This is a genomic window from Streptomyces sp. NPDC093149 (assembly GCF_044754145.1).
Lineage (GTDB): Bacteria > Actinomycetota > Actinomycetes > Streptomycetales > Streptomycetaceae > Streptomyces.
On record NZ_JBIVON010000004.1, the window covers coordinates 419,117 to 437,744 of the forward strand.

An 18,628-nucleotide genomic window follows, 5' to 3' on the forward strand; every position below is an offset into this window, starting at 1 on the left:
TGATGCGGATCGGCGTCATCGTCGTCAGTGGCGACGGTGGCTTCACCGGCCCGGGTCAGGCCTGGCCCGGGAAGCCCGGCACACGCATCTGATCTCCGACGCCGCATGAGTTCACCCTCCGAGGGGGCGGCCCTCCTCCCGGGCCGGCGGTTCCTGCTGCCGGCCCGGGAGGGTCCGATGCCCGTCACCGGACCGCGCGTTGCCCGGAGGCGTCGCCGTGCCGGTGCGCCCGCCGTCCGCCCTCCACAGGTTCGGCGGAAACCGCCCGCCGCCGCGGCGGAGAGCCGACCGCCGTTCGGCGGAGCCATGCGTCGGCGCAACGAAAGCCGCCCGCCGGTTCGACGGATGCCGCCCACCGGCGTGGCGACTGCCGGCCGAGGGTTCAGCGAAGGCCGTCGAAGTCCTCGCCGACCGTCAGGGTCACCGCGCCCGGGGCGGCAGCGGCATCCTGGGTCGCGCGCGTTTTCGGCAGCCGGGAGGCCAACACCTTCGCCTGCCGGTCGAGTCCCTGCGGGAACGTCACCGCCGTCCTCGACGTGCCCTGAGGGGCGTTGCCCGTGCCGATGACCGTGTACCCCGCCGTACGCAGGGCTTCCGCGACCGTCGCGGCCTGCCCCGGCTTTCCTGTCCCGTTGAGTACGCGTACCTGGATCGTGGCGGCGTACACGGGATTCTTGCCGGCGGCCTCCAGCGACTTCTTGTCGACTTCCTTGTCCGTGGCCAAGGAGGTGAAGAGGTCCGCTGCCTGGGGGTACTGCCAGACGACATTGGCCTTGTCGGTGGGCACATCCGCCTCACGGGCGTAGTTCGGCACGGTCAGAAAGGTCAGCCGGTCGCCGGGGATGCCCTTGAGTTCGGAGGCGAGCGCGGCGATCGGTGTGACCCCCGCGAGTTCCTTGTCCGTGGTCAGTGACTTGGTCGCCGAGTTGAGAAAGCCGTACAGGGCGGTCGGGCTGGTCAGCTTCTTCTGCGCCTTGGCCACCAGCGCCTCCATGAATTCCTGCTGACGGCCTATTCTGCCGAGGTCGGAGCCGTCCCCCACGCTGTAGCGGGTCCTGACATAGCCGAGGGCCTTCTCGTCCTTGATCGTCTGGCATCCCGCTTCCAGATCGAGGTGCGCCTTCTTGTCGTGGATCGCCGTCTCGGGACAGACTTCTATGCCGTCCAGGGCGTTCACCATGCCTTTGAAGCCCTGGAAGTCGATCGACATGAAGTGATCGATACGCAGGCCGGTGTTCTGTTCGACGGTCTTGATGGTGCAGGCAGCCGCCCCGGCGACGTCGCCGCTGGTTCCGCCGACGGCGAAGGCCTCATTGATCTTGAAGTGGTGCGGTGTGGACCGGGTGCCGTTGCCACGGTCGCATGCCGGTATGCCGACCCATGAATCCCGTGGGAGGGAGACGACGGTGGCCCATTCCCGGTTGGCCGCCACATGCATGACCATCAGGGTGTCCGACTGCATGGTGGTCAGGCCCTTGCCGTATTTCCCGTTGTCGCCCGCACGGGAGTCGGAGCCCACCACCAGGATGTTCTTGGATCCGGGACTCATGTTGGCCGGCCGGTCGGCGCCGAGTTTGTCGTCGATGTCGGCGGAATGGATGTTCCCGTTGAGGTTCTGGTAGATCCAGGCACCGGCACCACCGGCGACCAGGAGCAGCACCACCAGGGCGACGCCGCCGCGGACGACGAACTTGCCCCGCCTGGTGAGCCGTCCCCGTGAATTCTCGTCGGCCCTGCGCCCCGCCCTGCCGCGCGGTTTCCTGCGTTCCTTGCTCACGCTGTCCCTCCGCCCGGCCCATCGGCCGCTCGCTCACCACTGACTCGTTCACCGCAACTTGCGGTGGACGAACCCTACATACCTGTAGAGAAGAGCTGCTCCCGGCCTCCCCCGACGGAGAGGTCGTTGCCGGGCCGGCCGGCCGCGCACAGAAGCGGCACGACTGTGTCATGACAGCGGGGTCGCCGCTTCGAGTACGAGGAAGAGGGCGAAGGCGGCGTTGAGCGAGGACAGCGTGGACACTGCGGTGCCCGCCGCCGCGAACAGGGCCGCGATGCCGGTCGCGGTGAGTGCCGGAGGCCAGCCGCGGTCGGGCGGAACGGGCCCGAGCAGCGCGGCGACCCGGCGCGGGACGGGTCCGGAGACGGCGAAGGCCGCGACGGTCGGCGAGACGGCCCGGTGGGAGATCAGAGCCGCCTTGCCAACGGCGCGAGCCGTGGTCCGCCGGTCGCCGGTGACCCGCGCGGCCTCCTCGTCGGCCCAGCGTTCGGTGCTGTAGGCGACGGCGGCCCGGAGCGGGCGCAGCAGCGGGTTCGCCCCGCTCGCGAGCTGGGCGGCGAGCAGCAGCCGGTGGTGGCGCCCCGAGAGGTGCGCACGTTCGTGCGCGAGCAGTGCCCGCTGCTCGGCCTCGTCGAGGCACGCCAGCATGCTGGTGGACACCATGATCCGGCCAGGTGCGCCGGGGAGCGCGTAGGCGTACGGCACGGCGTCGGACAGGACCGCGACCTCGGCCCGCGACGGCAGCGCGGCGAGGACCCGGTGGGCGCGGGACCGGAAGCGGTAGTGACGGTGCACGGTGACCGCCCAGGCCGTGGCCACGGCCGCCAGCGCGACGATGGCCGCCTTGCCGACGAATCTGTCGTGCGGGACGGCCTCGCGCACCTCGTCGTCGGACCAGCCGTCGGGCAGCGGGTTTCCGGGGAGCTGGGCCGTGCCGACGACCATCAGCAGCCCCAGACAGACCGTGCTGCACGACGCGAGGATCACCGCCACGGTGGTCAGCAGACGGGCGGCACGCCGCGGGTGCAGATGCTGCTCGGCCAGACGCGCGATCGGCAGCGCGGTCAACGGCAGTACCAGGGGCAGGAAGACGAAGACGCCCATCGCTCAGCTCTCCGGTTCGGCCGGCGGTGTTCCGGGCGCCGGTGGCGCGCTCTCGTTGAGCAGCGATCGCAGCAACTCCTCGTCGTGCGAGGAGAGTGCCGAGACGAAGCTGGACAGCACCGCGTCGCGGTCGTCCTGTTTGTCGAGGAGCCGGCGCATCCGCAGGGCCGTGAGTCCGGCCTCGTCCGTCGCGACCGGCCGCCACAGGACCGGACGCCCGGAGCCGGTGCGTGACACGGCCTTCTTCTCGTGCAGCCGGGTCAGGATGGTGATGACGGTGCTGTACGAGAGATCGCCGTCGAGTCGCTCCTGCACCCAGCTCGCGGTGACCGGTGTACGGGCGTCGCCCAGCACGGACAGCACCAGGGCTTCGAGCTCCCCCTGGCCCCGTCTGCGGGCGCGCGGCCCCGGCCGCCCGTCCTCCTCTGCGGTCACGACGCGGTCCCCTTCCCGTACGGTCGCCCGCTGTGCCGGGCGACGGGGCATCGTACCGACCGTCGCAGGCGGTCCGTCCACGCCGTCCGGACAACTGCCACTCATCAACTCTACAGTGTTGTAGATTTCAGTCTGCTGTCACAGAGCGCCCGGACGGTGACCGTCCGGGGCCGATGCCGTGAAGAGGGAGAAACGCTGTGGGTGTGAGCCTTGCCAAGGGCGGAAATGTCTCGCTGACCAAGGAGGCGCCCGGACTGACCGCGGTGCTGGTCGGTCTGGGCTGGGACGTCCGTACGACCACCGGAACGGACTACGACCTGGACGCCAGCGCACTGCTGTGCGACGCGGCCGGCAAGGTGCTCTCCAACGCGCACTTCGTCTTCTACAACAACCTCAAGAGCCCCGACGGTTCGGTCGAGCACACCGGCGACAACCTCACCGGCGAGGGCGAGGGCGACGACGAGATCGTGAAGGTCGATCTCTCCGCCGTGCCCGCCGAGGTCTCCAAGATCGTGTTCCCCGTGTCCATCCACGAGGCGGAGGGGCGGGGCCAGAGTTTCGGGCAGGTCCGCAATGCCTACATCCGGGTGGTCAACCAGGCCGGCGGGGCCGAGATCGCCCGCTACGACCTCAGCGAGGACGCCTCGACCGAGACCGCGATGGTCTTCGGCGAGCTGTACCGCAACGGCACCGACTGGAAGTTCCGCGCGGTCGGCCAGGGGTACGCCTCCGGCCTGAGCGGCATCGTCGCGGACTTCGGCGTCAACCTCTGAACACGGCGTCTCGTGCGACGCGCCCGCCCCTGAGAACAGCGGCTCCCTGACCGTCGACCCGCGGCGCTCCGGGCCCAATTGACGGTCGGCCACCATCGGCGGCGGCGACGGCGGGCGCGTCCTCAGGGCCGGATGCCCTCATTCGCCGACCGCCCGCGGCGGCTCGAACGCCGTCGCCGCCGCCGCGAAGGCCCAGAACAACGGATCACACAAATCGGGGGATGGAATGGACCGGTCGTTTCCACTGCGGGACGAGGACGGAGCCGACTACGCGTCAGCTCTCGACGACGTCATCGGGTCCGCGGAGATTCGACGCCTGCTGGCCCAGTCCGGCATCGGCGCGGACCAGTTGCGCGTCAGAGGCCTGGCGGCCGGTCCTCATGTGGCGGCGGCCGCCGAGTCCGAGTACCGGTCGTACACGGACCTGCGGGGACGGATCCAGGGCGGCGGGCCCGTCGATCGGGCGACGCCCCTGTCCGAGCCGGGGCATCAGGAGGAGAAGGGCGCGGGCCTGGTGCCCGTTCTGGCGGTACTCACCCCGGTCCTCGCCGCGGTTGCGGCGGCCACGTTCCTTCTCCTCGGGTACGTGCTCCGGCTCGCCGACAGCATGACCGCCACGGCCGGCACGCTGATCGGGGCGGGCTGGATCAGCCTCGGCATCGCCGCGCTCACCGCCGCCTTCGGCGTCCTCGCGCTCTACCGGACCGCCGCCGCGCACCGGGAACCCCGTACGAGCAGCGGTGCGCCCCGGTCTCCCGGCCCCGACGCCGACCTCGATCGGGCCAGGGAGGCGTGGCTCCGGGCCCTGCGCCGCGACGGCATCCGGCCGTTCCTCATCGAGCAGCTCGCGCAGGAGCCCGCGGCGCCGGAGCCCGGCCGGAGTGCGGGCTCGGGCCACCGGCCCCGTTTCAGCAGCCCCGACTTCAGCAGTCCGGATTTCGGCAGCCCGGACTTCAGCAGCCCGGACTTCGTGGGCCCGGACTTCAGCGGACCGAACCTCCCCGGCACACGGCGCCCGTAATGCCTCCGAGTGGCCCCGCGCTCCTGGCACGGGGCCACCCCTCCCGCCGGCTCAGAGCCTGTCGGGTGGCCTCGGATCAGTTGGTGGCCGCGGTCCGGCGCGTGCGATTTTGAGGCGGAGGAGGGCGTCGACGCGGGGCGTCGGCGACCGACGACGCGGGAAGCGTGCGTGCCAGGGCGTGACCGCCCGGTCGGAGGCCACCCGACAGGCTCTCAGGCGATGTCGACGCCGTAGTCGACGGCGATACCGGCCAGACCCGATGCGTAACCCTGGCCGATCGCGCGGAACTTCCATTCGCCGCCCCTGCGGTACAGGGCACCGAAGACCATCGCCGTCTCGCCCGCGGCGTCGTAGGAGAGTTCGTAGCGGCACATCTCTCGGCCGGTGAGGTTGTCGAGCACGCGGATGTAGGCGTCCTCGACCTGTCCGAAGTTCTGGCCGCGGTTCTCGGCGTCGTGGATGGAGACGGTGAAAACGATCTGCCCGGTCTTCTCGTCGAGCCGGTCGAGGTCGACGAGGAGCTGCTCGTCGTCGCCGTCACCCTCCCCGGTGGTGTTGTCGCCGGTGTGCCGCACCGCCCCGTCCGGGCTGGTGAGGTTGTTGTAGAAGACGAAGTGCCGGTCGGAGACGACCTTCTGGTCCGGTCCGCAGATGATCGCGGACGCGTCGAGATCGAAGTCCGTGCCGCCGACCGGACGGGCGTCCCAGCCCAGGCCGACCGTGACGTCCGCGAGCGGGGTGCCGTCCTGGTTCAGGACGACGTTCTGACCTTTGGCGAGACTGACGCCCAACACCACTGCTCTCCTTCGACACGCGCCGGTGATGCGCCCGCCGGAACAACAGGGCTCCGCCGGACGCGTAGTGGATCCACCATATTCAAATATTGCGCAACCTTTAAAGTCACCGTGGGGTGACAGCCCGGACGCGGGTGCGGAGACCGCCCCCGGGGCCGCCGTTCTCGACGAGACCCCGGGGGCGGACCGTGCGTACGGGGCGCGGACCGGCTCCCGGCGGCGCAGGCGGCAGGCGCCCGCAACCGGGGCCCACCCGCACCGGACCCGTACACGCAGACGCAGACCCCTACGCGGACGGGAGCGCCAGCCACGCACCGCCATGACCTCACCGCAGGAACCGAGCCACCTCGCCGCGGACGCGCGACGCTCAGTGACGCTCGGCGCTGCTCTCCGCCACCGGGCGGGCCGAGGCTGTGTCGCCCGGGGCCGACCGGATGATCCTCGGGGCGGGCGATTCGGGGGCGTCGGCCTCGGAAGCGGCCGACGGGGACGCCCCCTCCTCCTTCATGGCCTTGGTCTCGCTCTTCAGGATGCGGAGCGACTTCCCCAGCGCCCGTGCGGTGTCGGGCAGTTTCTTCGAACCGAACAGCAGGACGATCACGAGCCCCAGGATCAGCAGATGCCAGGGCTCCAGCGCGTTACGGAACACTCCACCCAACCCTTCTCTCTCCTCGATGGACCACGCGGGGCGCCATCTCTCGTAAATGCTTGCTACATTGCGCAACTGTACAACCGTCGAGCCGGGAACGGTCACCCCTTCCCCCTGACCGGAACTGATGGGGTGTGGACGAATGACAGGCAGCCGCCAGGCATCCCGGCACCGTGCGCGCGCAGCGGCCGAGCGCAGTCGACGGCGCAAGCGAAGCCGCACCCGGACCGTCCTGACCGTCGCGGTCTCACTGCTCGTCCTGGTGACGGCCGGTGCGGGCTGGGTCTACATGCGGCTCAACGGGAACATCAGCACGTTCAGCTCGGACGGCGTGTCCGGCGACCGGCCGCCCGCCTCCACCAAGGGGTCGAACGTCCTGGTGATCGGCTCGGACGGGCGGACCGGCGGCAACAGCGATCTGGGCGGTGGGGACAAGGACGACATCGGTCGCTCGGACACCGCGTTCCTGCTGCACACGTACGCGGATCAGAAGCACGCCATAGCCGTCTCCATCCCGCGTGACACCCTGGTCGACATCCCGCCCTGCAAACTGCCCGACGGCACCTGGTCCCGGCCGCAGACCGACGTCATGTTCAACGCGGCGTACTCGGTGGGCGGGACGGCCAAGGGCAACCCCGCCTGCACCCAGAACACGGTCGAGAAGCTGACCGGGTTGCGCGTCGACCACACCGTCGTCGTCGACTTCAAGGGCTTCGCGACGATGACCGAGGCCGTCGGGGGCGTCGAGGTCTGCCTGCCGCAGGACGTCTATCAGCGAGACCTCAATCCCAATCGCCTCACCCGCGGCAAGCGCATCTTCGCCAAGGGCCCGCAGACCGTCTCCGGCCAGCGGGCGCTCGACTACGTGCGCATCCGGCACGGCATCGGGGACGGCTCCGACATAGGCCGCATAAAACGCCAACAGGCCTTTGTCGCCAGCCTGTTGAAGCAGATAAAGAGCGACGGACTCACGCCCACCAAACTGCTGCCGCTCGCGGACGCGGCCACCAGGTCGATGACCGTCGACCCGGGACTCGGCTCCGCGGACAAACTGGTCTCCTTCGCGATGTCGATGAAGGACATCGACCTGCACAACACCAAGTTCGTGACCGTGCCGTGGAAGTACCAGGGTGCGCGCGTGGCGATCGTCCACCCCGACGCCGACGCGCTGTGGGCGTCGCTCAGGGCCGACCGCACCATCGACGGCCAGGACGCCGGCCGCAAGGACTCCGGCGGCAAGGGGGACGCGGAGACGACCGCGCCGTCACCTGGCGCCGACGAACCGGACTACGGCACCGGTGTCTCCGTGGCCGTCTACAACGGCACCACCGTCACCGGCCTCGCGGCCCGTGCCGCCCACATGCTCGAAGAGCACGGCTTCACCGTCACGGACACCACGACGGCCTCGGTCCGCACCCAGGTCAAGACCGTGATCGAGTACGGCCCCGGCCAGAAGGACCAGGCCGGGAAGGTCGCGCGGGCCCTCCCCGGCGCGGAGCTCACCCCGGTCGCCACGACCGGCATCGCGGTCGTCCTCGGCACGACGTACGCGACCGAGCCGGAGGCCACCGCGTCGGCCCCGCCGTCCGTCTTGCCCTCCCAGGTCGCCGAGGACGCACGCTCCGCCGACGACAACCCCTGCTCCAACCTCTCGTACGGATAGCGCGGCCCGCCGCGTCGAGCGGCCTCGACCGCCACCACGGCCGACGGTCCGTCACGGCCCGGGGGTGTCCACCACTCCCCCGTCGGCCCTCGTTCTCCTCACTGAGCTCCTCGGTCCTGAGACCCCGTGGGCATCCCTGGGACGAGGGCAAGGGCTGTGGATCGCCGGACGAAAGTGTTCGGCCCGTTCAGACGTGACGCGGTGCGCCGCGTGAGGTGGCCGGGCGGCCCGAGAACAATGAGTCGCATGTCTCATATCCCGATGGATGGTGGTGATCCGTCTCCGCTCGGCCGGGAGACGCCTGCGGAGCGGGCCGACCGCAACCTGGTCGAGCTGCTCCAGGAACTCAGGGTTGTGCAGACCGGTGTACAGATCGTCTTCGCCTTTCTCCTCGGCGTGGCCTTCACCAGCCAATTTCCGCACCTCGATGACTTCGAACGCACCACGTACGTGGTGACATTGCTGCTCACGGTGGTCTCCTCGGCAGTGCTCGCGACTCCGGTCGCACTGCACCGCGGCCTGTTCCACCGGGGCGCCAAGGTCCGGATTGTCGCTCTGTCCGCGCAGCTCGCCGAAATCGGCCTGGTCTTCCTCGCCCTCGCGCTCAACGGCGCTGTTCTCCTGCTCATGGATGTCGTCCTCGGCCGGACCGCCGCTGTCACGGTCACGGCCGCCACACTCGTCATGTTCACCGGCCTGTGGTTCGTCCTCCCGAGGGCACTGCGCCGCCCGACCCCTTGACGTGCTCGCCGGGATCCCGCCGACGTGGTGTCGGCCGACCGCCGGGAACGCACCGTCGAGTCGAGCGGGTGCGTGATCGTCCGCGCAGACGGGGGCGTCGGTTTCCGGTACCCCGAGCCTCCGGCCGCCCCCTCGCACCACTGGGGCCGTCGGTCCTCCTGCCGGGGTGCGCGTCCCCGGCGGGGCGGGAGGCGGCGCGGGATGCGGCTGACGTCCTCGCTTCGTAGACTCGAATGCGAGCGTGATCGGACATGCGAGCGTGATCGGACTCGAATACGGGCGTGATCGCCGTCGGCAACGGGTCGGACCGTCGGTGACCACCGCCGCGTTCGTCGCAGCAGGAGACGGGTGCCGCTCCGCCGGACAGCGCAGCACTCGCGGCATCACCGCCGGCGACACCGGTAACCGCAGACCGGTAACCGCAGCCATTCGCCGCATGACGGCGTCGATGGCGTCGATGGTGTCGACGCCCAGGCGCTCATACGCCCGCCCGCCCCCCGGACGCCCCTGACGTGGAGCCATTCATGAGCACACCGCGGGACCTGTTGATCGCCGCCATCGACAGAGCGGCAAGCCGCCCCCTGGAGCGGGGGGATCTTTCGCTGGTGCTCGCGGGAGCGGAGGTGATCGATCTCCTGGGTGCCGAGGCCGTCGGGCTGGACGGCGATCGGATCGTGCCGGGCCACGCGCCGGCCATGGAGGATCCCCTGTTGGACGAGGCCGTGTCGTCGCTCGTCCGGCAACCGCCCTACGAATCGCTCGACGACTGGCTGTGGCGCCGGGGCCGCGGTCTGTCCACGGCCTATCTGGCCACCCTCGAGGCGGAGGGACAGCTCACTCCGCAGAGCCGATCCCGCTGGGTGCCCTCCGCGACCAGTCGGATGGTCCTTGCCGATTCGCCCGCCCGTCGCCGGGCGGCGGACCGCTGGAATTCCGATGAGCCCGTCCTCGCCGCGCTCGCGGCGGCGGCCGGAATCCGCGACAAGCCGACCGGCGACTCCCCGGGCGTGCCGGACGAGTCGATCACGACGGTGCTCGCCGCCGTGGACGACGCCCTGCGCGACCTTGAGTTCCAGCGGCAGCGGCGAGCGCTCGACGAGGCGGCCTTCGACAACATCTGGCGCGGCCAATGACGACGGCGCGAACGGCCCGGGCGGCCTCCCGCCCCGTGCCCCGCACCGCCCGGAACCACGCCGAGCGGCGGGACTCCGGGCGGTGCGGCGCAAAATGGCCGGGGCTGCTTCACAGACGCTTGGCGCTGCGCAGCGTAGAAGCGTAGTAGCCGTTCCCGTCCAGCCTGGAGGTGCCGCCCTTGTCGCCGATGGTCGGGCCGTTGACCTCCTCCCGGCTGGACACGAAGATCTTGTGCCCGTCGGTGTCGTGCCCCATGTACATGCCGACGTGGTCCAGTCGCTGCTTGGTCCGCCGGTCGAGCTTGAAGAAGACCAGGTCTCCCGGCTGCAGCACGTCGATGTTCTTCGGCCGGTCCGCGGGGGTGATGCCCTTGAGTTCGATGACGTCCGCGCCGCGCCCGGAGCGGGCCATGCCGTTCGCGGTGCGCGGCAGTCCGTCGCCGAGGACGTCGGTGGCCATCAGCGGATAGCGGGCACGGTAGCCGAAGACCGTACGGATGAAGCCCGAGCAGTCCATCGAGCGGGCGCGCTCGGCGCGCGGCTGCATCGTGGTGCCGTTGCGGAAGGTGTACGGGATGCCGAGGTAGTCGAAGAAGTCGGACTCCTCCAGCCGGTAGTCGTTGCCCGGACTGCCGTTCGGGTTGATCGGACCGAAGTTGGCGTCCCCCGCGTACGGGACCCCCTCGTCGTCCTTCTTGATCGGCGCCTGGTCGACGTACTGGAAGGCCATCGCGAAGAGGTCGTCCTCCTCGCTGCCGAAGAACTCCTTGAACCAGTCCTTGAACCACTTCTCCTTCTCGGAGCCCTTCTTCCACTGGTAGGGCATCAGCCGGACCCAGTCCTCGGTGACGACCCGGGACTTGGTGTAGGCGGGTTCGGTGAACGTTCGGCTGGGACCGGTGAGCGTGGCGGTGCGGGCGCCGTCGGTGAAGCTGGCGAGGACCTCGCCATCGGCACCGCGCAGCAGGGTGCGGGCGGGGTTCTGCAGTCGCTCCCAGCTCTTTTCGCCGTTGAGACCGGAGCCGGAGGAACGCAGGGCGGGGTTGTCGGTGACGGCCTGCACGGCGGGGGCCTTGGCCTGCTCGTCCTTGCGCAGTTCGACGGTGAGGTAGGCGCTGCCCGCAAGCAGGCTGATCACCGTGACGGCATGCAGCACCGGGCGGGGGCCACGCTTGGTCTTGGCACTCATGGGTCGGTCAGCTCCGGGTGGTGGGTCGAGCGGTGTCGGTCGGTCAGACGGTGGGCAGGGCGCCGAGCAGGATTCCGGCGGTGAGTACGACGTACGCCATGAGCGTCACCGTGCCGGTCGCGAGCAGCGTCGCGCCCTTGGGCTGGCGGACGAGCTGGTAGGCGATGAGGCCCGGGACGATGAAGCCGAGCGTCTGGTTGGTGTACATCAGCGGGAACTCGAGCGACAGCACGATCATCAGCGTCGCCTGGAAGATGACGCCGGTGAGCACGACGGTGGAGAACAGCCGCTTGCCGTAGAGGATCACGACGCGCTGCAGGCCGAGGACGGCGACGTACGTCAGCACGGTGACGCCGACCACCATGGCCGCGCGCTGGAGGTCCTCGACGAGGGTGAGGGCCAGCCAGCCCGGGGTGATCATGCCGCCGGGCGAGAGGTTGGTCGTGAGGTAGCAGACCAGGGAGAACATCAGCCCCAGGGCGATACCGATCGCGGCGATCTCGGGGGTGAGGACGGAGGGGATCAACGGGGTTCTCCTGGGTTCTGCTGCTGGGCCGGGACGGGCGGCCGAACCGGCTCGAACGGACCGCGTACATGAGGCTTTGCGGGCGGTTGCGCCGGACTCTGTGCCGGAATCCCGGATGTGGGCCGGGGCTGCTGCGGCTGCTGTTCCGACTGCTCCTGCCGGGGCTGCTGCGGCCGCTGTTCCGACTGCTCCTGCGGGGGCTGCTGCGGGGGCTGCTGCGGCTGCTCCTGCGGGGGCTGTTGCGGCTGCTGTTCCGGCGTCTCCGGTCGTTTCTGCCGCATCGGCAGTCCCGGCTGCTCCGGTCCGGGCCGTTGCGGCTGCTGTCCGAGCTGCTCCGGTCCGGGCCGCCGCACCGGCAGTCCCGACTGCCCCTGCGGGTGCTGCCGCGGCTGCTCTCCCGACTGCTCCGATCCGGGTTGCCGGGGGCGTACGGCGAGCGGCAGCACGGCCGGCTGACGCTGCTGGTACCGGGCCTCGTAGGCCTCGGGGTACGGCGCGAACGGGTCGAGGCGCGGTGTGTACCGCGGGAGCGCGAGCGTCTCGTCGTGCCGCGCATGGCCCGGTTCGAGGGCGGGCGCCTCGCGCCGGGGCTGGGCCGGGATCACGGGAACGGCCGCGGTGGGCGGGCCGTCGTCGTGTGCTGCGGCATGGGCCTCTTCGGGCAGGCCGTCCCGCGCGTCCTTCATGTCCCTCACGCCCGGCGCGTCCGTCGGCTCGTCCTCCGCCTCGTCCGCGGGGAGTTCGGCCAGATGCTCCAGCAGGACTTCGCCCTGCCCGTGGATGTTGCCGATCGCGACGAGCGAGGACTCGGGGCCGAGCCGGTCGAGCAACTGGCGCATGAACTCCTCGGGATCGCGCTTGTCACCGCCCAGATCGACCGCCGTGTGCCGCCACTCGGCGGGGATGGCGTCGATGGCGCTCTTCGCCGGGTGCCCGATGACGAAGACCTTCTCCGGCTGGAGGTCGGGGATGATCTGGCCCATCTGCCCATTGCGCTCGACCCGGTCGGGGCGGCAGTTGATGACGACGTTCAGCGGCCGGCTGATCGCCCCCAGGTCGAGCAGCTGGTTGATGTTCATCAGCGTCGACTCGGGGTCGTTGGCCGCGAAGACGTTCGCGAACCGCAGTCGCTTGTCGTCGTGGGTGCGGTAGCGCTCGACCGAGAGGACGCCCGGGTCCGGCGGCGCGTCGTACATGCCCTGGAGGGCGGTCTCCCGGTCCACGCCGAGGAGCTCGGCGACGGCCAGCGCGATCGCCACGTTCTCCTTGAAGGTGAACCAGCTGAACCCGCGCAGCTCCGCGTCGCTCACGGTCTCCGGGTCCGCGTAGATCAGCTTGCAGTCCCGCGCGTCCGCCTCCTCCTGGAGGATGTCGAACCGGTCCTTCTCCGCGGTGACACAGATGCCGCCCTCCGGCATCGAGCGGCACAGCGAGCGGGCCACGTCGTCCAGGGTCGGGCCCATCTCGGCCAGATGGTCCTCGCGTACGTTGCAGAGCACGCCGATCGTCGATCGGATCAGCTTCGACTGATTGATCTCCTGGAGCGCCGGCATGACGGCCATGCACTCGATGACGAGCGCGTCCGGGTTGTACGCGGCGGCGCGTCGCACGATGCCGATCTGCTCCACCACATTGGCTATGCCGAACTTGCGGTAGACCGGCTCCTCGGTGGCGTCCGGGTGGATGAAGCGGGCCGCGGTGCCGGTCGTCTTGGCGACGGTGACGAGGTCACCGCCGCGCAACGCGCCGGCACAGAGCCGGGTGATGGAGCTCTTGCCGCGGATGCCGTTGACCAGCACCCGGGTCGGGATCCGCTCCAGATTGCTGAAGTGGCGACGTTGCTCGACGATGCCCGCGATCAGCAGGATCGCGCAGCACATCACGAGCACGGTGTAGAGGAAGAGCAAGGCCGATCAGTTCCTTCCGGCGAGGGGGGCGCCGTCGCGTCTGCGCTGCTCCTGGAGCTGCTGCCGGACGAGTTCGAGACTTCGCGTGACCGCGCCGACCTCGTCGTGGTGGTGCGGGAAGAGCACGGTGCGCCGATCGCCGTCGGCGAGCGCCTCGGCCTTGCCGGCCAGTTCGCGCAGCGGCCGTACGACGACGATGTGCAGCCAGCCGAGGCAAGCGGCGGCAGCGGTGACGCCGAGCAGTCCGGCCAGGACGGTGCGGTTCTGCAGGCTGTACTCGGGAATCGCGAGACCCGCGGCGGGCTGCCAGCTGACCACCGTCCAACCGAGCTTCTTCGCTGCTCCGCCGCCGACGAACGGTGCGGCTCCGGCGACCTGGACTCCGTCACCGTCGCGGTACATGACACCGCTCGCGCGGGCGCTGAGGCCGGTCTTCTGGTTGGTGCCGGTCGCCAGTTCGTCGAGCCGCTTCGGAAGGCTCTCGAAGGCGAGGTAGCCGGTGTTGCCGCCGATGACCCGGCGTTCGTCGTCGACGACCCGGATCTGGCCGAGGCCGGGGCGCTTGAGCAGCGAGTTGATGAAGTCGATCCGGAACTCACCGATCACGGCCGCTCCGTCGCGGCCCGGGATCTCGGCGTATCCGGCGATGACGGGCTCCTTGCCCGAGTCGTTGAGGACGCTGATCGGCTGCGCGGACAGCTTGTCGTCGCCGCTCCCGCTCGCGGGCAGGCCGTGCGGGGACTCGCCGGCCCGAGCGAGGACGGTGCCCTCGGCGGAGCGTACGTACAGCGACCGGTAGCGCACGTGCTCGGTGCGGGTGCGCTCCAGGACCTTCTTCATGTCGTCGGGGCTGGTCCGGTTGCCGATCAGCGCGGAGACGGAGACCAGGTCGGCGTGGCCCTCGTTGAGCGCGCGGCGCACCCGGTCGGAGAGCGTGTCGGTGCGCTCGCGCTGGTCGCTGATGATCTGTTCCGGTACGGCGACGGTCGAGTCGGCGCGGTTGAAGAGCAGCAGCATCGGCGCCGACCAGGCGAGGAGCAGGACACCGCAGACCACGACGAGGCCGCGGGTGCCGACACGGCGGCGGTGCGACGCGCCGGACGACGCGTCGGAGGTGCCGGCCGGTTCGCCGAGGAGCTGGCGGCGGAGCCGTTCCAGGGCCTGCCCGATCCGCCCGGCCTCGCCGTACCTCGGGACGGTGACGGGGCGGGTCAGATCGCCGCGGGTGAGCCGGCGGCTCTCCAGGAAGAGTTTCAGCAGCGGTCGCTGGACCGTACCGAGCAGCAGGGCGACCGCGAGGGCGCCGATCAGCAGCAGCGCGGCCGCGGCGAGCAGGCCGAAGAGCGGCCCGGCGACCCTGGTGGGGTCCACCGCGACATCGACCATGGAGACGACGGTCAGGCCGAGCGCGGTCGCGACAGTCCCTTCGCCGGGCTCCGGGCCGGTGAGCGTGGCATACCCGGCGATGGAACGGTCGCCCTCGAAGGAGTCGCCGAGCAGGCTGCCGCTGACCCCGAGGAAGCCTCCGGAACCGGGCTCCTTCGCCTTGAGCGGGTGCTCCGCCGACTTGACGGCAGCGATCTTGGAGAAAGCTTTCAGCTGCTTGTTGGAGCGCTTGACGCCTTCACGCTGAAGATCGGTGAGGACCTGCTCGGGTTCCGGAATGCCGTCGCTGCTGAGGATGCGCCCCTCGCTGTCGATGACGGCGATGGAGCGGAACTGCCCGAGGCTGATGCCCGGGAAGCGCAGACTGCTCGAAGCGATCAGCAACTGCTGCGGCCGGTCCGGCCAGGAGAGCAGTGCGAAGGCGAGCAGCCGGGTCTCGCCGTTCTGCAGCCGCACCATGCGCGGGCTGAGCCCGTCCTTCTCGGCGAGCTTGCTCGTGTCGACGGCGGTGACGGGCACGTTCTCACCGCGCGCGGCAAGCATCCGCCCGGACTTGATCTCCACGACGGCCGTGCCCATCCATTTCTGGTAGACACTGCCGATCTTGTCGAGGACGGCGTCCGGCGAGACCGGATCGCCGGCGCTGAAGAGGCCGGCGGTACGGGTCAGGTCGGTGGCGCTCTCGTCGATCGAGGCGCGCATGGCGACGGCACCGTCCTCGGCGAAGTGCTGCTGCGAGGTCAGCACAGCCTTGGGTACGGGGTCCTGACCGGCTCTCCCCAGACCGAGGGCGGTGATGCCCGCGAGGGAGAGCAGCAGGGCCGAGAGGACCGCGATGGGTGGGCGGATGCCACCCAGCAGCGACATGTCGGCCCGGCGTCGGACCTTGTGCCGCCGCTTCGCAGGCGAAGCGGCCATGAATGTTGCCTTTCAGGTTCCGGCCCGAGTCAGGGCCCGCGCCGATGCATGCCATGGAGATGGAGCGATCAGTTCCACGACCTGGAAGCTTGGCGGAAAGTTGTACGGAGAGTTGCCGGTGTGACGTACGCGACGTTTGAAGCCAGATTCTTGACTTCGGACCCACTCGGCGATCACTCAGCTGTGCGTCACCTGTTGGAAAACTGTGGGACACCTGTGGGACAGCCAGGCGTCGACCACCGGCCGGCTACTGCTCGGCCGCTGATCGACGGGAAGGTCGGCGTACGGTCCTCCTGGAGGACGGTGATCAGTCCGGAAGGCCCTCCAACGGCTTCAGACCGTCCTTGGCGGCACCCCGGTTGAGCATCGTGCCCTGGGTGCGCTCGAATGCCAGCCGGTATCTCGCCCGTTCCTCCGGCGAGAGGTCCTTTTCGTCTCGTAGGGATTCGGCCAGATTCAGCAGCCGGTGGTCCTTCACCGCACCCCGCTCACCGGCCGCCTCCACGGAGTCCGGGTCGCTCTCGTCGACGTCCGGCGGGATGGTGACGAGCGTCGGTACGTAGCGCGCGTCCACATCCCATGTGTCGCCCCGCTTGTGGAACTCGAACCAGCCGATGACGCCCTCCTCGGTCAGCCCGGACGGCACGTCGTGCCGCGCCAGCTGGTTGCCGAGGCCGTACGCCACCCATGTGCCGTCGACCTTCTCCATCGGCTGCACCACGTGCGCGTGGTGGCCGATCACCAGGTTGATCCCGGTCTCCCTCGCCAGCCTGCGGGCCAGCTTCAGCTGCGGAGCGCTCGGATCCGGGTGATGTTCGCGGCCCCAGTGGATGCTGAGGATCACCACTTCGGCACCGGCCTTGCGGGCGGCCTTCTCGGCGGCGGCGATCTTGTCGAAGGAGTTCTGGTTGACGATCCAGGGCTTGTCGGCCGGGATCTCACGACCGTTGAACCCGAAGGCGTACGACAGTTGGGCGACCTTCACGCCCTTCACATCCATGATCAGCGGCTTGGCCGCCTCCGCGCCGCTGCGCGCCGAACCGGTGTGCTTGAGACCTGCCTTGTCGAGGGTGTCGAGCGTGCGCTTCACGCCCTCGGCTCCGTGGTCGAGCGTGTGGTTCGACGCCGTCGAGCACGTGTCGTAACCGACATCCTTGATCGCCGCAGTGATCTGCGGCGGCACCAGGAAGTCCGGGTAGCTCTGGAACGGTCCCTCCGGCTTGCCGATGACCGGCTCGAAGTGACAGATCGCCAGGTCGGCCTTGCTGATCACGGGCTTGACGCCAGCCATGATCGCACCGAAGTCGAGCCCGTCGGCCGCGGTGGCGCCGCTTCCGGCACCCTTGCCGTCGGCCGACTCGGCGTCCTTGCGGGCCTGCTCGGTCAGCTGGGGGTGGATCAGGATGTCGCCCGCGGCGGCGACGGTGAACGACGGGCCCGACTGCGCGTCGGCGGCGTCACTGTCACTGCCCGGCAGGGAGCAGCCCGCCGCGGTGGCGGCGAGGAGCGCCAGCACGGCGGCGCGGGCCGCGAAGGAGTGGAGAGGGAATGATGACACCCCTGATATTTTCGTTCGAACAGGACACGGGACCCTGCCGTGAAGATAACGATCAAGGCAATACTGCTGAGTACCGTGGTGATACTGGTCACGCTCGGCGCGCTGGTGGCGGTTCTCGTCCCGTCCCCCGACCGGGCCCGACACGCTCCGGTCGCTCCCGACGCCCGTGACGGCGACGACCTGGCCCGGCGCATCACCGAATTCACCAGAGGAACGGTCGCGCACAGCGACTATCAGCGGCCTCTGCCCGCCCAGCGCCGTACCGTCGCCGAGGCCGTCGGGCTCTTCCTGGACGGCCACCGGGCCGAAGCCGGGCGCCGCCTGGCCGAGGTCGACTTCGGCATCCGTACCTTCACCGACACCGGGACCGGCCGGCGCTTCGCCGAGATCGCCGACCGCGCGGCGGAGGTCAGGCGCGGCTGGGGCCGGGTCTACGTCGACCTGAGCACCCCGGCCCGCTGGTCGGTCCAGGTCCCGCATCCGGTCGCCGACACGCGCAGCGAGCAGCTGGGCATCGGGGTGCTGCGTGCCAGGACCGGTGGGGTACTGGTGCTGGCCGGCGCCCACCGGAACGCCGGGAAGGGGGACCGCGCCGATGTCGCGCACCGCAGCGACTCGGTGTTCGACGTGGTCTGCGACGAACTGGTCCGGCACCGGCTGCCGGGTCTGCAGGTGCACGGCTTCGCCGACTCCACCGAACCGGACTACGACGTGATCGCTTCCACCGGCAAGGGCGACCAGGGCCGTACCACGGCCCGCCGCACGGCGACCGCCCTGCGGCGGGAGGGCTTCGCCGTCTGCCGGGCCTGGGCACGACGCTGCGCGCTGGAGGGCCGCAGCAACGAACAGGGGCGACGCGCGGCGGCGGACGGTGTCCCGTTCCTCCACATGGAGTTCAGCCGGAGCGTGCGCGACGACGAGGAGCGGATGCGGCAGGCGGCCGGAGCGCTGGCGACCATGCTGCCCTGAGGTGAGGCGCACAGGGTATGTCGCGCGGCGGACGTCCCGGGCCACCCTCGGTCCACCGGTCCCGACGAGCGCGAGTACCCCACCG

At 70.2% G+C, this 18,628-nt stretch carries 16 protein-coding genes; 6 read left to right on the plus strand and 10 right to left on the minus strand.

All coding sequences use genetic code 11. The features are described from left to right. Positions 1-382: 382 nt before the first annotated feature. The 3 genes from ACIQCZ_RS15485 to ACIQCZ_RS15495 all read right to left on the minus strand — a co-directional run bounded on the left by ACIQCZ_RS15485 (position 383) and on the right by ACIQCZ_RS15495 (position 3,316). Positions 383-1,777 (minus strand): LCP family protein, encoded by a 1,395-nt coding sequence (locus tag ACIQCZ_RS15485; protein ID WP_402282668.1) that lies wholly within the window; start codon positions 1,775-1,777, stop codon positions 383-385. Between the two features lie 168 nt (positions 1,778-1,945). After that, entirely contained in the window at positions 1,946-2,881 is a 936-nt protein-coding gene (locus tag ACIQCZ_RS15490) for a M56 family metallopeptidase (protein ID WP_402282670.1), read from the minus strand. A 3-nt stretch (positions 2,882-2,884) separates the two neighbouring features. Beyond that, positions 2,885-3,316: a BlaI/MecI/CopY family transcriptional regulator gene (locus ACIQCZ_RS15495; protein ID WP_402282671.1), complete on the minus strand. Its 432-nt coding sequence runs from the start codon at positions 3,314-3,316 to the stop codon at positions 2,885-2,887. A 197-nt stretch (positions 3,317-3,513) separates the two neighbouring features. Between ACIQCZ_RS15495 and ACIQCZ_RS15500 the strand changes: the two genes are divergently transcribed. Then, positions 3,514-4,089, plus strand: coding sequence for a TerD family protein (locus tag ACIQCZ_RS15500; protein WP_402282673.1), 576 nt, complete (start codon positions 3,514-3,516; stop codon positions 4,087-4,089). Positions 4,090-4,315: 226 nt separating this feature from the next. Continuing rightward, the gene (locus ACIQCZ_RS15505; protein WP_402282674.1) at positions 4,316-5,110 is read left to right on the plus strand and encodes a hypothetical protein; all 795 of its coding nucleotides are present in this window, start codon (positions 4,316-4,318) and stop codon (positions 5,108-5,110) included. A gap of 212 nt (positions 5,111-5,322) precedes the next feature. Here ACIQCZ_RS15505 and ACIQCZ_RS15510 read toward each other — a convergent pair whose 3' ends face one another. Further along, complete coding sequence (locus ACIQCZ_RS15510) at positions 5,323-5,901, minus strand: TerD family protein (RefSeq protein ID WP_402282929.1); 579 nt, start codon at positions 5,899-5,901, stop codon at positions 5,323-5,325. 370 nt (positions 5,902-6,271) lie between these two features. Further along, complete coding sequence (gene tatA / locus ACIQCZ_RS15515; RefSeq protein WP_402282931.1) at positions 6,272-6,553, minus strand: Sec-independent protein translocase subunit TatA; 282 nt, start codon at positions 6,551-6,553, stop codon at positions 6,272-6,274. A gap of 142 nt (positions 6,554-6,695) precedes the next feature. Here tatA and ACIQCZ_RS15520 point away from each other — a divergent pair, with 142 nt between their 5' ends. From ACIQCZ_RS15520 to ACIQCZ_RS15530, 3 genes are all read left to right on the plus strand, one after another. Continuing rightward, positions 6,696-8,216: an LCP family protein gene (locus tag ACIQCZ_RS15520; RefSeq protein ID WP_402282676.1), complete on the plus strand. Its 1,521-nt coding sequence runs from the start codon at positions 6,696-6,698 to the stop codon at positions 8,214-8,216. Positions 8,217-8,462: 246 nt separating this feature from the next. Continuing rightward, positions 8,463-8,957 (plus strand): DUF6328 family protein, encoded by a 495-nt coding sequence (locus ACIQCZ_RS15525; protein WP_402282678.1) that lies wholly within the window; start codon positions 8,463-8,465, stop codon positions 8,955-8,957. Positions 8,958-9,481: 524 nt separating this feature from the next. Continuing rightward, positions 9,482-10,090, plus strand: coding sequence for a GPP34 family phosphoprotein (locus ACIQCZ_RS15530; RefSeq protein ID WP_402282679.1), 609 nt, complete (start codon positions 9,482-9,484; stop codon positions 10,088-10,090). Positions 10,091-10,199: 109 nt separating this feature from the next. Here ACIQCZ_RS15530 and ACIQCZ_RS15535 read toward each other — a convergent pair whose 3' ends face one another. The 5 genes from ACIQCZ_RS15535 to ACIQCZ_RS15555 all read right to left on the minus strand — a co-directional run bounded on the left by ACIQCZ_RS15535 (position 10,200) and on the right by ACIQCZ_RS15555 (position 17,574). After that, positions 10,200-11,279 carry a C40 family peptidase gene (locus ACIQCZ_RS15535; RefSeq protein WP_402282681.1) on the minus strand — a complete coding sequence of 360 codons (1,080 nt, stop codon included), beginning with the start codon at positions 11,277-11,279 and terminating at the stop codon, positions 10,200-10,202. 43 nt (positions 11,280-11,322) lie between these two features. Continuing rightward, complete coding sequence (locus ACIQCZ_RS15540; protein ID WP_352269127.1) at positions 11,323-11,805, minus strand: poly-gamma-glutamate biosynthesis protein PgsC/CapC; 483 nt, start codon at positions 11,803-11,805, stop codon at positions 11,323-11,325. Continuing rightward, a complete protein-coding gene (gene pgsB / locus ACIQCZ_RS15545; RefSeq protein ID WP_402282683.1) occupies positions 11,802-13,712 on the minus strand; it encodes a poly-gamma-glutamate synthase PgsB in 1,911 nt (636 codons plus the stop codon). The genes ACIQCZ_RS15540 and pgsB overlap by 4 nt, the downstream gene beginning before the upstream one ends. Before the next feature lie 6 nt (positions 13,713-13,718). Next, positions 13,719-16,016, minus strand: coding sequence for a HAMP domain-containing protein (locus ACIQCZ_RS15550; RefSeq protein WP_402282685.1), 2,298 nt, complete (start codon positions 16,014-16,016; stop codon positions 13,719-13,721). Positions 16,017-16,323: 307 nt separating this feature from the next. Continuing rightward, complete coding sequence (locus ACIQCZ_RS15555; RefSeq protein WP_402282686.1) at positions 16,324-17,574, minus strand: CapA family protein; 1,251 nt, start codon at positions 17,572-17,574, stop codon at positions 16,324-16,326. Positions 17,575-17,613: 39 nt separating this feature from the next. On the opposite strand from ACIQCZ_RS15555, the gene ACIQCZ_RS15560 reads away from it, so the two are divergent. Then, complete coding sequence (locus tag ACIQCZ_RS15560) at positions 17,614-18,543, plus strand: hypothetical protein (RefSeq protein WP_402282687.1); 930 nt, start codon at positions 17,614-17,616, stop codon at positions 18,541-18,543. The last annotated feature ends 85 nt before the right edge of the window (positions 18,544-18,628 follow it).